Here is a 13026-nt window from a genome sequence, read left to right as displayed (position 1 = left end):
TTATCTATTTACTAAGTATATTATATCTTCCCCGTCATTTTCTTCCCACATCACCTTTACCTTCTCATCATTTATGGCATCTACCTGGCGCCCCCTGTAATTGGGTTGTATTGGCAAATGTCTGCTAAATCTGCGATCTATTAAACATAACAACTCTACATCTTTTGGCCTGCCAAAAGATTGCAAAGCAGTTAAAGCCGCATTTATACTTCTGCCTGTGTACAGCACATCATCAATTAAAACAACGTTTTTGTCCTCTACCAAGAAATCTATCTTTGTTTTTGTGGCCTCTAGGGTCTTTTCCCCTCTTCTAAAATCATCACGATAAAAAGTAATATCCAAAAACCCTAAGTCTATCTTCTTTACTTTATACTCCTCCTTTAAAATCTTATTCAAGCGTTCAGCAAGAAATTTTCCCCTTGGTTGAATTCCAATTAAAACTGTGTTTTCAAAATTTAAATGGTTTTCAAGCAATTGGCAAGCCAATCTGTGCAGGATGATATGTATTTCTTTGGAAGAGAGTAAAACTTTTTGACTCATAATGGGCACCCGTGCTTTTAGCTTAACAAAAATAGATAATTCTATCTAAACTTTGACAGCCAAAATAAGGAAGTAAAATCAAAAAAAATAAAATTAGATCAATGAACGTGAAATCTATAAGCCCAAGATAGAAAAGAAGGCTTCTTTATGGCTTTCACCAATAGGTATGCGCATGTCATTAATAACTATTCTGTTACGCTGTACCGTTTTAATGTAATTTACATTGACCACATAGGATTTATGCACCCTAAGAAATTGATTAGCCGGTAACTTACTCATAATCTCCTTAAAGCTCATTAACGTTAAAATGGTTTTATTGGTGTTGGCAATATGAATTTTCAAATAATCTTTTAAACCTTGTACATATTCAATTTGGTCCAAATCTATTTTTATACTTTCATATTCCGCCTTCACAAAAATGAACTTTTTTTCTACTGTACTATCACCGGTAGATGAGAAAACGTTTGCTTCCATAATTGGCTTTTGTTTTTTTGAAATTAAATCTTGTACTCTTGATACTGATTTTATAAAACGATGATAAGGTATAGGTTTCACCAAATAATCTACTGCATTCAACTCAAACCCGTCTACCGCATAATGTGAATAAGCTGTGGTAAATATGAACAACGGTCTGTTATCTAAAGTGCCCATAAAATCTATACCATTTATTTGGGGCATTTCTATATCACAAAAGATCAAATCTATTTTCTTTTCCTTGATTTCCGTAATAGCATCGAGCGGATTGGTATACGAGTTCACCAACTCTATAAAGTCTAGCTTTTCACAATAGCCCGTTAGTATTTCAATCGCCAAAGGCTCATCATCTATAATTATACATTTCATAAGCTTGATTGTTTTTGGTAAATGGTCAAAGAAACTTCATAATCTTGGCCGTCATTACTAACCTCTAAGTTGTGCAGGCCTGGATATATTAATTCTAATTGATTTCTAATATTCTCAAGTCCGATACCCGAGTTCTTGGTGGGTTCTCTAAAAATTCCAATTTTATTCTTAACGTTTAAATAGATAGAGGCATCTGTAATTATCAATGAAATTTTCACATAGGTTTTACCCTTGTAATCCGTACCGTATTTAAAGGCATTTTCTATAAACGAGATAAATAGCAAAGGCGGCACCGCACGCCCTCTATCTTCCCCCGTAATCTTTAAGGATACATTTTCACTATCAGATAGTCTTAATCGCTGTAACTGTATATAACTTTTTATATAATCTAGTTCTTTATTTAAAGGCACTAAGTCTTTATCTGCCTCATAGATCATATATCTCATAAGTTCCGATAAATCAACTATTGCCTCTGAGGTGTCGGGAGATTTTTTCACAGATAAGGCATAAATGGTATTAAGCGAATTGAACAAAAAATGTGGATTTAATTGCGCCTTTAAAAACTGTAGCTCAGACTTAATATTTTCCTTTTCAACCGATAAACGTAAATTCTCATTACGTTTCCATTCAACATACATTCTTAAAATGGCACTGATCACATAAGGTATTCCAAGATTTACGAACGTTCTATAAAACGGCATAAAACCAAGACCTCTTGGTCTTTCTTGTTGTATAAAGAAATTATCGGGTATTCTTGGCGGAAAAAAATGATTGAGCAAATACACCGAAAAAATCAAAAGTCCCAGTGAAAGAAATAAATAAAAGAGCACTGTCTTTTTCAGTAAATACTCTGGTACCAAGTAAAAATAATTGAAATAAAATAGTACTATAATTACAATGAGCTTTGGAAACACATCTGAAGGAATAGGTCTTGCATCATTTAGTACAGGATAAAATGTGAGTCCATAAAACAGAATCCAAATGCTGATATGGACAACTATCTGAATTCTATTATTAATTATCGATCTCATATACTATCAATGACCTACTTGGGTTGAAATATTCAATTTCGCCAGATCTGTCGGTAATAAAATTGGCGATTTCCCCTCTTCTAATTTAGATAGTACCAAGTTTGCCGTTTTCTGAGCTTCTTCTTTAGAAACAAATTGTTGCTTACCTGGAAGACCGGGAACGAACTCTTGTACGATCACTATCTTTTCTCCTCTCAAAATCTTATAACCAAATCCATCATCCAGACTTACTATTTGACTTTCAAATATTTGGTTTTGGCTGGGCTCAGATTGAATATACATAACAATGCCAAAACCAAGTACCAAAAATAGCACAATAGCAAGCGAGTATTTTACAATAGAACTCATAAATAAATGTTTAAAAATGGGCCAACCTTCACAGATTGACCCAAAAAATTAACAATTGCACTCACTATGAAAAATTAATCTTCGTCATCGTACTCATCCAATGGAAAAAATTCATCTAAATCATCTAGGTATAATGTTCCAGTTCTACCCATTCCTATAAATACTCGACTTCCATTTGAAAAAGCAATGGCATCTTGCCTTGTGGCTCCTTCAAAAGATGTTTTTTGTTCCCATTCATCTGAAACTGGATCGTACTCCCAAACTGTATTGGTAGCACCACCTAATTCTCCGGTTGCTATATAACCGTATCCGTTTAATGTAAATCCAACAGCATTACTTCTTGCAATAGCATAATCATCTTCTTCATCAAGATCTAACTTTGAGGTCCAACTTTCAGTAGCAGGATCAAATACCCAAAAATCATCTAAGTATACCCCGTTGGACACCCCAGTACCTAAATACACCAAACCATCTATAGTAAAAGTGGTGGCAGATCTTCTTTTATTTCCTCCAAAACCTACTAATTCAGTCCAAGAATCGGTTGCAGGGTTATACTTATAGAAATCCTTTCTATCATTTTCGCCATCATATCCTGTACCCACATAACCAAAGCCGTTAATTCCAAAACCTACAGCACTTCTTCTTGCTGTTGGTAAGGAGGCTATTTCCGTCCATGTATTAGAGGCAGTATCATAACTATAAAAATCCGTCAATTCATCTACACCATCATACCCAGAACCTATATAACCAGTACCGTCAATCTCAAAACCTACGGCCGCATTTCTAGCAGCTCCAGGAAAATCAGCTTTTTGAGACCAGTAGTCACCTTCAATATCGTATGCCCAAAAGGAAGCCAAATAATCGTCTCCATCATAACCAACACCCATATACCCAGTATTACCTATTGTAAAACCAGATACACTACTTCTTGGGCTACCATCAAATACAGATTTATCTACCCAGTTACCTAAATCGTCGTCATCATCACTTGAACAACTTGTAACTACCATGGCCAAAAGCGCCAACCCGGTAATTTTGTATACATACGATTTTCTTTTATTCATTACTTTTTTGTTTTAAGGTTCTTTCTTTGAGAAATCAAATCTACTAGAGACCCCAGGGTTCTAAAAAACACAATAGATTAAGATTGATTTTTAACATACCAATCCTAGGTTTTCATCTACGAACACAAACATTTCATTAATAGTTTAAATAATAGATTTCATCCCTTAACATTAGGGATTCGTCTATTCAGGTTTTTACAACCGCATTGGGTATTTAGCTTTGATGAAAACTAAATTTTAAATGAAGGTGTTCCTAAACAAACTACGTGCACTCCACATCATAATGATCGGTGGTTTATTTACAATAGTCGTTATCTCTTGCAGTGATGACATATATAATGATACCGATTTTGTAGCCGGTGAAACATTTACCGATAGTAACATTCGTCTCATATTGATCGATACATTAACGGTGAGTACATCCACCATGAAGTTCGATAGTTTAGCTACTTCAGAATCTACAAGAATTCTTACAGGAAAATATTCAGATGCTGTTTTTGGTACCGTTAGGGCATCTAGCTACATGCAATTTTTACCAGAGACCTATACCATAGATTCTGAGGCGGTATTTGATAGTTTGGTAATGGTCTTGGGCTATGATAATTACTACTACAATGACACGCTACAGAAAAACACCATTCACATTAAAAAAATTATAGAAAACCTGAATCCCGAAAGTGATGATTACTTCTACAATACTAGTAAAATCAGCTATGATGAAGATGACCTGGGTTTCTACGAATACAACCCAAGACCTTTGGCAGGAGACTCTATAACCATAAAAATGATAGACGATTTTGGTACGGATATATTCTCCAAACTACAGGAGAAAGACATTGTAAATTCTGATGAATATAGGGATTACTTTAAAGGCATAGCGCTATTACCTGACGAAACCGACAATGGCTCAATCATCGGTTTTTCAAAATCTTCTGAGAATACTTACATGCGCTTATATTACAGTACAGAAACCGAATATGAATCTGAACAGGAATATTTTGATATTCAAATAAACGCAACAACCACACCAATTCCTTTCTTTAATAGCATAACCGCAGAAGACCCTATTACACCGCTACAGGGCTTAACAGATAGCAAGGTCAACTTAGAAAGTTCCGATTCTAACAACGAAAGTTACATTCAATCTGGAGTAGGAATAGCCATGAGGGTACAATTTCCAAGTATTACCAGTCTTTACGACATACCTGGCAGTGGCACCATATTGGACGGCACACTTAAAATAAAACCAGTTGCCCAATCTTATAACGATAACCTAAAACTAAGAGACACCCTTGCGGTATATGTCGTTGACCAAAACAATGATTTGACCGAAACCCTGTCCTCTACTTCCTATGCTATTTTAAACAGGGACAATCAAGAATTTAACGACATCTATTATGAAATATCCTTGTCTTATTATTTAGAAGAGCTTTACCTAAAGGACAGGGATATTGATGATGCTTTAATCTTACTTCCTGTTGATTATAATTCTACTGTAGATCGATTTATTATGAGCGGAAACGGTAATGGGGAAAACGAAACAATTTTAGAATTAACATACGGTATTTACGATGAAGATTAACCAAATTATAGTGGTCACCATAGGAGCTTTTCTTGGCATACAGCAAATTTCAGCACAATCAGAAGCATTAACCAGTTCTCCTTATTCCTTATACGGACTAGGTGTTATTAACCAAACCAGTATTGGAAAGTTCAATAGTTTAGGCTATAGCGGTATTGGTATTAAATCGACTTACGAGTTGAATAACTTAAACCCTGCCAATTATGCCTTAATACCCCAAAACTCTTTCCTGTATGATATTGGGGTTACCGGAGAATTTAATAATTACAGCAATACATCGGACACTGAAGAAAAATCAAATGTCAATTTTTCCAATATCGCCTTTGGTTTTAGAATTGCAGAAAATTTTGGTGCAGGCATAACCATGGTACCTTATAGTGATGTTGGATATTCCCTACTTGGTGTAAGTAGCAACATTGAAGGGTCTACAAATTCATTTGAAAGTAACGTAACCGGTTTGGGCGGTTTAAATGATATTAAACTTAATGTTGGTTATGCCTTAATTCCTAAGCTTAGATTAGGTTTAAGTGCTTCATTCCTATTTGGAAACATTGAAGAGACGGAATCTTTTACCTACAATGCAACTGCTTTTGAATCTATTGAAAAAACAAATTATAGTGGTGCAAGACTTGGCTTTGGACTGCAATATGATGTAAACGAAAAAATTACCATAGGTAGTACTGTACAATTACCTACAAGTTTAAACGGCAATTTAAAAAGGTCTGTCAACAAATCGTTATCCGGTATTGAAATTACTGTAGAGGACGAGAGTTCAGATACTGTATCAGACTTTAAATTACCCCTTGAGTTGGGATTTGGTATGAGCATTAAACCTATTGAAGAGCTGACATTTAGCGCGGATTACAAAAAGAATTTTTGGACCAACACCGATCAATCTGAAAATATAGGTAGTTATGAAGACCAAGACATCTATGCTTTTGGACTAGAATATATTCAAGACCCAACCAGCTATAAATATGGTCAAAGAATAGCATATAGATTAGGTTATAATTATGACAATGGATATTTAGCCATTAGTGATGAAAAAGTTGAGGGCTACAATTTTACAGCAGGTATTGGTATACCAACAAGTAGAGGAACCCATTCTATGATCAACCTTTCATATAGCTATGGATCTAAAGGTCTATTGCAAAACGTTCTGGTAAAGGAGAACTATCACCTACTTACCTTGAACTTAAGCCTTGAAGATATCTGGTTCGTGAAGAAAAAGGTGTATTAATTTTTTTGCCAACCTGATCTTGTTCTGAGCAAACACAATTACATAAAAAGTCTAATTACATAACAATCTCCACTAGTATTTCATTTACGTTAGAACCCTAATAGGAACCGACTGAATGAAAACTAATAAAGCCTAGATGAAAATCTGGGCTTTTACTATTTACCCTATTAACAAAACATTTAAATATATTCATTTCTTCAACGTATCTATGTTGTTTACTTGTTTCAGAAATTAAAATCCTAAACTTAAAATAGTAAAACCTATTTGCTTTGCTGATAGCCTTTTAATTATCATCTATTCCAAAGGCAAAACGAAATTAATTAGAATGACGTGTAGTTCCGTTGCGACTTACCTTTAGGAAACAACAAACAATCATAAATACAAAAAGCCCGGATTATGCATCCGGGCTTTTATAAACTATCCTATTTAAGGATGTATGCTAATGAAATTACTTCTTCTTAGAATCAGCTTCCATTTTGTCTTTCAACGCTTGTAACGCATCGTTAGCATCACCTAAAGTTGGCTTAGCCTCATCTGCACTAGCTGCTTGTCTTTTAACAGCCGCCTTAACATTACGTTGCTCTTCTTCACGGAAGATTGCAGTATGACTAGCTACAACACGTTTGAAGTCTTTGTTGAACTCAATAATCTTGAATTCAGCTTCATCGCCTTTACCTAGTTTTTTACCATCTTCTTTTTCTAAATGACGTTGAGGAATAAATGCAGTAATATCATCGTTAAATTCAATTGTTGCACCTTTATCAACTACATCAGAAATGGTTGCTGTATGAACTGTACCCAATGCGAATTCAGTTTCATATTTATCCCATGGGTTTTCAGTAGTCTGCTTGTGACCTAAGCTCAACTTACGACCTTCAACATCTAATTCCAATACTTCAACTTCTAAAGTATCACCTACGTTAGTAAACTCAGATGGATGCTTGATTTTCTTAGTCCAAGAAAGATCAGAGATGTAAATTAAACCGTCTATACCTTCTTCCAATTCAACGAAAACACCAAAGTTTGTAAAGTTTCTTACAATACCTTTATGTTTAGAACCTACAGGGTATTTCGTAGTAATATCAGTCCAAGGATCTGGAGTCAATTGCTTGATACCAAGAGACATTTTACGATCTTCACGATCCAATGTCAATACAACCGCTTCTACCTCATCACCTACATTTACGAAATCCTGTGCAGAACGCAAGTGCGTAGACCAAGACATTTCAGAAACGTGGATAAGACCTTCAACACCTTCAACAACTTCAATGAATGCGCCGTAATCAGCGATAACAACTACTTTACCTTTTACTTTATCACCAATCTTAATTTCATCGGATAAAGCTTCCCAAGGATGCTTCTCCAATTGCTTAAGACCTAATTGAATTCTAGATTTGTTTTCATCAAAATCAAGAATTACAACATTTAATTTCTGGTCCAATTCAACAACCTCGTTCGGGTGGTTGATTCTGCTCCAAGAAAGGTCAGTAATGTGAACTAAACCATCAACACCACCTAGATCAATGAACACACCGTAAGAAGTAATGTTTTTAACAACACCTTCTAATACTTGTCCTTTTTCTAATTGGCTAATGATTTCTTTCTTCTGCTCTTCAATATCAGCCTCAATAAGTGCTTTATGAGAAACAACAACGTTTTTAAATTCATGGTTGATCTTTACAACCTTGAATTCCATTGTTTTGTTTACATACTGGTCGTAGTCACGAATTGGCTTAACGTCAATTTGAGAACCTGGTAAGAAAGCTTCTATACCAAATACGTCAACGATCATACCACCTTTAGTTCTGCACTTCACAAAACCACTAACGATTTCTTCTTTGTCATGAGCCGCATTTACACGGTCCCAAGCCATAATAGTTCTCGCTTTTCTGTGAGATAAAACCAACTGACCACTTTTATCCTCACGAATATCGATCAATACCTCTACTTTGTCACCTACTTTTAAACCTGGGTTGTAACGGAATTCGTTTAACGAAATTACACCTTCAGATTTTGCGTTGATATCAATGATAGCTTCTCTATCAGTAATATAAACTACTTTCCCTTCTACTACTTCCTCATCGGCAGTATCAACGAAATTTTCAGCTACTAAATCTTCAAATTCCTTCAACTTTGAGTCATCTACACGCTCAATTCCTTGTTCGTATTTTTCCCAATTAAAGTTCTCTAAAAATTCTTGTGGATCTTGCTGTGGAGTCTCTACAGCTTGTTGTGTTGCTTCGGTAGTAGCTTCTACCTCTGCGTTTGTTTTTTCTTCAGCCATTTGCTGATCAATAATTTGTATTCCATAATCTTATCAAGATTTAAGCAACGACTATGAAAGTAGTTATATCTTTTTGTTTATCTAATCCCTTTTTCTCTTGAATGCCTTGCAAAAAAGGTGTGCAAAAATAAGCATTTTATTTAAATTAGACAACACAACTTATTATATACCATTCAATTAAAGAATATGGCATGATTTTGGAATGGAATATCTTAAATATGCTTATCTTAGAAGCATTATAATAACCATTAAAAAAAGTAAAAATATGAGCGTTAAAGCGAAATATCAAGGGGTTTTGGACCTAGGTGAACAATTAGGTATCAAAGACGGTAACGTAACTGTTGAAGGAGATGTTCTAAAAATAAAAGGACAAGCAAAAACTCCTTATGAAAAGGATTTGATCTGGGATAAAATTAAAGCATTGGGCGGTGAAAGCCCTTCTGATATTAAAGCGAACATTACAGTAGAAGATGATTCCGTTTATCACAGACACGTGGTAAAAAGCGGTGAGTCTTTAAGTAAAATAGCTAAAGAATATTACGGTGACCCAATGAAATATAAAGCTATTTTTGAAGCGAATACCAACATCTTAAAAAATCCGGATGTAATTCATCCTGATCAAGTATTGGTTATTCCAAACAAATAGTCCAAATACTATAAAAGTAAAAGAGGTTAGCATTGCTAACCTCTTTTTTTATCCTTGCTTTTCTATAACCCGAAGCGAATGTTCATAGATTCTTTGAAACTGATCCTCTAATCCTAAATCGCTATTGTCAAATTCAATGGCATCTTCTGCTTTCTTCAATGGCGAAATTGCACGATTGCTGTCTATATAATCTCGCTTCTGAACATTTTCTAAGATATCTTCATAAACAACGTTCTCTCCCCTATCTAACAATTCCTTATATCTTCTAACAGCTCTTTTCTCAGGTGATGCGGTCATAAAGATTTTAAGTTCTGCATCTGGAAATACTACAGTGCCAATATCCCTACCGTCCATAACTATACCTTTATCAATACCCATAGCTTGCTGCATGGCCACTAATTTTTTCCGTACCGCTTCCAAGACCGCAACTTGACTTACATTCTTTGAAACTGGCATGGTGCGTATTTCCTTCTCAACATTTTCACCGTTTAAAAACATTTCGGCATAGCCAAGATTTGAATTAAACTCAAATTTCAATTCAATAGCATCTAGTTTTTGTTCCAATGCCTCTTCATCTACCTTACCGGACTCCACAAAACCAGACCTCATGGCAAACAACGTTACCGCACGATACATTGCCCCTGTATCTACATATATATAATGTAATTTTTTGGCTAATTGCTTTGCCAATGTGCTCTTTCCCGTTGAGGAAAACCCGTCGATTGCAATGGTGATTTTTTTCATCCTATCAAAAGTATAAAGAAAAGCTAAGTTATAGCTCCTTAGCGTTCTTTACTTTAACATCAGTTATGGCAATATCAATTACCTCAGACATTTCTTTTACGTAATGGAAAGTCAATCCTTTTAAGTAAGACTCTTTAATCTCCTTAATATCACGTTCATTATCGGCACAAAGAATGATCTCTTTAATTTTCGCTCTTTTAGCAGCAAGAATCTTCTCTTTAATTCCACCCACTGGCAACACCTTACCTCGCAATGTAATCTCACCGGTCATTGCCAAGCTCTTTTTAATACGTTTTTGCGTAAACAATGACACTAAAGAGGTCAACATAGTAATACCTGCACTTGGACCATCTTTAGGTGTTGCCCCTTCTGGTACATGAATATGAACATTATATTTCTCAAATACCGCGGCATCTATACCAAAACGATCGGCATTAGATTTTATATACTCCATGGCAATGGTTGCAGATTCTTTCATCACTTTACCAAGGTTACCCGTAATACTCATGGTTCCCTTACCTTTTGAAAGTATAGATTCTATAAATAAAATATCCCCACCAACACTGGTCCAAGCCAACCCTGTAACAACACCTGCCACTTCATTATTTTCATATTTATCACGCTCCATTTTAGGCGCACCCAAAACTTCTACGATAACTTCATTGCTCACCTTTACTTCATAGTCTTCTTCGGTGGCAATAGATTTCGCAGCATAACGTACCATTTTGGCAATTTGCTTTTCTAAAGAACGTACTCCAGATTCCCTGGTATACCCTTCTACAATTTTTTCTAATTGTGGTTTGCCAATTTTCAAATGACTAGCATTTAAACCATGTTCAGTCAATTGTTTTGGCAACAAATGTTTTTTAGCTATTTCAACCTTTTCCTCAATAGTGTACCCACTTACATGGATAATTTCCATACGATCTCTAAGTGCTGGCTGTATACTGCCCAAATTATTTGCGGTAGCAACGAACATCACTTTAGAAAGGTCATAACCCAATTCTAAGAAATTGTCATGAAAATCACTGTTCTGTTCAGGATCTAAAACCTCTAACATAGCAGATGATGGATCACCTTGATGACTATTGGATAGCTTATCTATTTCATCTAAGATAAAAACAGGGTTAGATTTACCCGCCTTTTTTAAGCTCTGAATAATTCTACCCGGCATTGCACCAATATATGTTTTTCGGTGACCTCTAATTTCAGCCTCATCTCTTAAACCACCTAATGACATTCTTACATACTCTCTACCCAACGCTTCTGCAATAGATTTACCTAATGAAGTTTTACCTACTCCTGGAGGTCCATAAAGACAAAGAATTGGTGATTTCATATCATTACGCAGCTTCAAAACCGCTAAATATTCCACAATTCTTTTCTTTACATCCTCTAAACCATAATGGTCACGATCAAGAATTCTTTCTGCTCTTTTTAAATCGAACTTATCTTTAGAATATTCTTTCCAAGGCAAATCCAATAGCAGGTCCAAATAATTTCTTTGAATAGAATATTCTGCCACCTGCGGATTCATCCGTTTCATTTTCGACAATTCCTTTTCAAAATGCTCTCTTTCTTTCTTGCCCCATTTCTTTTTCTTGGACTTCTCCTTCATCTCCTCTAGCTCCTCATCATAAGAAACTCCGCCCAATTCTTCTTGAATGGTCTTCATCTGCTGGTGCAAGAAATATTCTCGCTGTTGCTGATCTAGATCATTTCTAACTTTTGATTGAATATCATTCTTAAGTTCAAGCTTTTGCATTTCAACATTCATATATTTCAATGTTGCCAACGCTCTCTCTTGCAGACTGCCTATTTCCAACAACTCTTGTTTCGCCTTTACATCCAAATTAAGATTGGAAGAAACAAAGTTTATTAAGAAAGAATCACTTTGAATGTTTTTAATAGCAAAAGATGCTTCGCTAGGAATATTAGGATTATCCCTTATAATTTTTAAAGCCAATTCTTTAATAGACTCTATAATTGCCAAAAACTGCTTATCGTTCTTTTCCGGTCTTACTTCTGCGGTTTCTCTAACTGTAGCTGTTATATAAGGCTTCTTAGTTAAGACTTCGGCAATCTCAAAACGCTTTTTACCTTGAATGATTACGGTGGTATTACCATCTGGCATTTGTAGCACACGTAAAATTTTGGCTACCGTACCCAAGGTATTTATATCCTTTACATCAGGATTTTCCGTTTCCTCATCTTTTTGGGAAACTACACCTATTACTTTTGAGCCGTTGTTGGCATCCTTAATTAAGTGAATACTTTTATCTCTACCCGCCGTAATAGGAATTACTACACCAGGAAAAAGTACTGTATTCCTTAAAGGCAATATAGGCAAGGTCTCTGGCAAGGTTTCACTATTCATTTGCTCCTCATCTTCTGGAGTCAATAATGGAATTAGCTCAGAATCTTGGTCTATTCCTTGTAAGGACATATTGTCAAAATTTGAAAATTTAGAATCTCCCATACTCATATATCGGTCATTCTGTCATTAAATTAACAGAATTTAGTTTTTATAAATTATACATAATTGCCGTAAAAACAATGAAAATCAGTTAAATACGGCTTTTTGCACTTTCATTTGCTATTATCTAATTCAATTCTTGTGCCAACTGAAATAAATCATTTCAATAAATACCCAACTATTGCTTATGGAATAATTAAAATTTATTTCCATCAAACTGTAACAAAC

Annotated in this window: 11 protein-coding genes; 3 read left to right on the top strand and 8 right to left on the bottom strand. The window is 35.1% G+C overall.

Going from position 1 to position 13026, the window contains the following annotated elements; genetic code table 11:
* The 5 genes from pyrR to CSC80_RS13805 form a co-directional block, all read right to left on the bottom strand.
* Complete coding sequence (pyrR, locus tag CSC80_RS13825) at positions 1 to 540, bottom strand: bifunctional pyr operon transcriptional regulator/uracil phosphoribosyltransferase PyrR (RefSeq protein ID WP_058105769.1); 540 nt, start codon at positions 538 to 540, stop codon at positions 1 to 3.
* A 114-nt stretch (positions 541 to 654) separates the two neighbouring features.
* On the bottom strand, positions 655 to 1383 hold the full coding sequence (locus CSC80_RS13820) for a LytTR family DNA-binding domain-containing protein (protein ID WP_058105768.1): 729 nt from the start codon (positions 1381 to 1383) through the stop codon (positions 655 to 657).
* The gene (locus CSC80_RS13815; RefSeq protein ID WP_058105767.1) at positions 1380 to 2414 is read right to left on the bottom strand and encodes a histidine kinase; all 1035 of its coding nucleotides are present in this window, start codon (positions 2412 to 2414) and stop codon (positions 1380 to 1382) included. Before CSC80_RS13815 ends, CSC80_RS13820 begins: the two co-directional genes overlap by 4 nt.
* A gap of 6 nt (positions 2415 to 2420) precedes the next feature.
* Positions 2421 to 2762 (bottom strand): DUF4907 domain-containing protein, encoded by a 342-nt coding sequence (locus CSC80_RS13810; RefSeq protein ID WP_099192561.1) that lies wholly within the window; start codon positions 2760 to 2762, stop codon positions 2421 to 2423.
* Between the two features lie 74 nt (positions 2763 to 2836).
* The gene (locus CSC80_RS13805) at positions 2837 to 3826 is read right to left on the bottom strand and encodes a kelch repeat-containing protein (RefSeq protein ID WP_099192560.1); all 990 of its coding nucleotides are present in this window, start codon (positions 3824 to 3826) and stop codon (positions 2837 to 2839) included.
* Between the two features lie 241 nt (positions 3827 to 4067).
* On the opposite strand from CSC80_RS13805, the gene CSC80_RS13800 reads away from it, so the two are divergent.
* Positions 4068 to 5408, top strand: coding sequence for a DUF4270 family protein (locus CSC80_RS13800; protein ID WP_083365560.1), 1341 nt, complete (start codon positions 4068 to 4070; stop codon positions 5406 to 5408).
* Complete coding sequence (locus tag CSC80_RS13795; RefSeq protein WP_099192559.1) at positions 5398 to 6648, top strand: hypothetical protein; 1251 nt, start codon at positions 5398 to 5400, stop codon at positions 6646 to 6648. Before CSC80_RS13800 ends, CSC80_RS13795 begins: the two co-directional genes overlap by 11 nt.
* A 448-nt stretch (positions 6649 to 7096) precedes the next feature.
* Here the strand turns inward: CSC80_RS13795 and rpsA are convergent, their stop codons facing one another.
* Positions 7097 to 8932, bottom strand: a complete 1836-nt coding sequence (rpsA, locus tag CSC80_RS13790; RefSeq protein ID WP_058105762.1) for a 30S ribosomal protein S1 — start codon at positions 8930 to 8932, stop codon at positions 7097 to 7099.
* A gap of 265 nt (positions 8933 to 9197) precedes the next feature.
* Here rpsA and CSC80_RS13785 point away from each other — a divergent pair, with 265 nt between their 5' ends.
* Positions 9198 to 9578, top strand: a complete 381-nt coding sequence (locus CSC80_RS13785; protein WP_058105800.1) for a LysM peptidoglycan-binding domain-containing protein — start codon at positions 9198 to 9200, stop codon at positions 9576 to 9578.
* Positions 9579 to 9626: 48 nt separating this feature from the next.
* Here CSC80_RS13785 and cmk read toward each other — a convergent pair whose 3' ends face one another.
* Positions 9627 to 10322 (bottom strand): (d)CMP kinase, encoded by a 696-nt coding sequence (gene cmk, locus CSC80_RS13780; RefSeq protein ID WP_099192558.1) that lies wholly within the window; start codon positions 10320 to 10322, stop codon positions 9627 to 9629.
* A 28-nt stretch (positions 10323 to 10350) separates the two neighbouring features.
* Positions 10351 to 12801, bottom strand: coding sequence for an endopeptidase La (lon, locus tag CSC80_RS13775; RefSeq protein ID WP_099192609.1), 2451 nt, complete (start codon positions 12799 to 12801; stop codon positions 10351 to 10353).
* Positions 12802 to 13026 lie beyond the last annotated feature (225 nt).

The sequence above is a fragment of the Maribacter sp. 6B07 genome (genome assembly GCF_002700155.1).
GTDB classification, from domain to species: Bacteria; Bacteroidota; Bacteroidia; order Flavobacteriales; family Flavobacteriaceae; genus Maribacter; species Maribacter dokdonensis.
Note: the sequence above shows the minus strand (reverse complement) of the source record. Positions and strands in the feature narration are given on the sequence as shown.

What these genes read in the sequence shown, in the direction of transcription:
- CSC80_RS13795 (WP_099192559.1), top strand. Translation starts at nt 5,398, where the DNA reads ATGAAGATTAACCAAATTATAGTGGTCACCATAGGAGCTTTTCTTGGC.
- pyrR (WP_058105769.1), bottom strand. Translation starts at nt 540, where the DNA reads ATGAGTCAAAAAGTTTTACTCTCTTCCAAAGAAATACATATCATCCTG.
- rpsA (WP_058105762.1), bottom strand. Translation starts at nt 8,932, where the DNA reads ATGGCTGAAGAAAAAACAAACGCAGAGGTAGAAGCTACTACCGAAGCA.
- cmk (WP_099192558.1), bottom strand. Translation starts at nt 10,322, where the DNA reads ATGAAAAAAATCACCATTGCAATCGACGGGTTTTCCTCAACGGGAAAG.
- CSC80_RS13785 (WP_058105800.1), top strand. Translation starts at nt 9,198, where the DNA reads ATGAGCGTTAAAGCGAAATATCAAGGGGTTTTGGACCTAGGTGAACAA.
- CSC80_RS13815 (WP_058105767.1), bottom strand. Translation starts at nt 2,414, where the DNA reads ATGAGATCGATAATTAATAATAGAATTCAGATAGTTGTCCATATCAGC.
- CSC80_RS13805 (WP_099192560.1), bottom strand. Translation starts at nt 3,826, where the DNA reads ATGAATAAAAGAAAATCGTATGTATACAAAATTACCGGGTTGGCGCTT.
- CSC80_RS13800 (WP_083365560.1), top strand. Translation starts at nt 4,068, where the DNA reads ATGAAGGTGTTCCTAAACAAACTACGTGCACTCCACATCATAATGATC.
- CSC80_RS13820 (WP_058105768.1), bottom strand. Translation starts at nt 1,383, where the DNA reads ATGAAATGTATAATTATAGATGATGAGCCTTTGGCGATTGAAATACTA.
- lon (WP_099192609.1), bottom strand. Translation starts at nt 12,801, where the DNA reads ATGGGAGATTCTAAATTTTCAAATTTTGACAATATGTCCTTACAAGGA.
- CSC80_RS13810 (WP_099192561.1), bottom strand. Translation starts at nt 2,762, where the DNA reads ATGAGTTCTATTGTAAAATACTCGCTTGCTATTGTGCTATTTTTGGTA.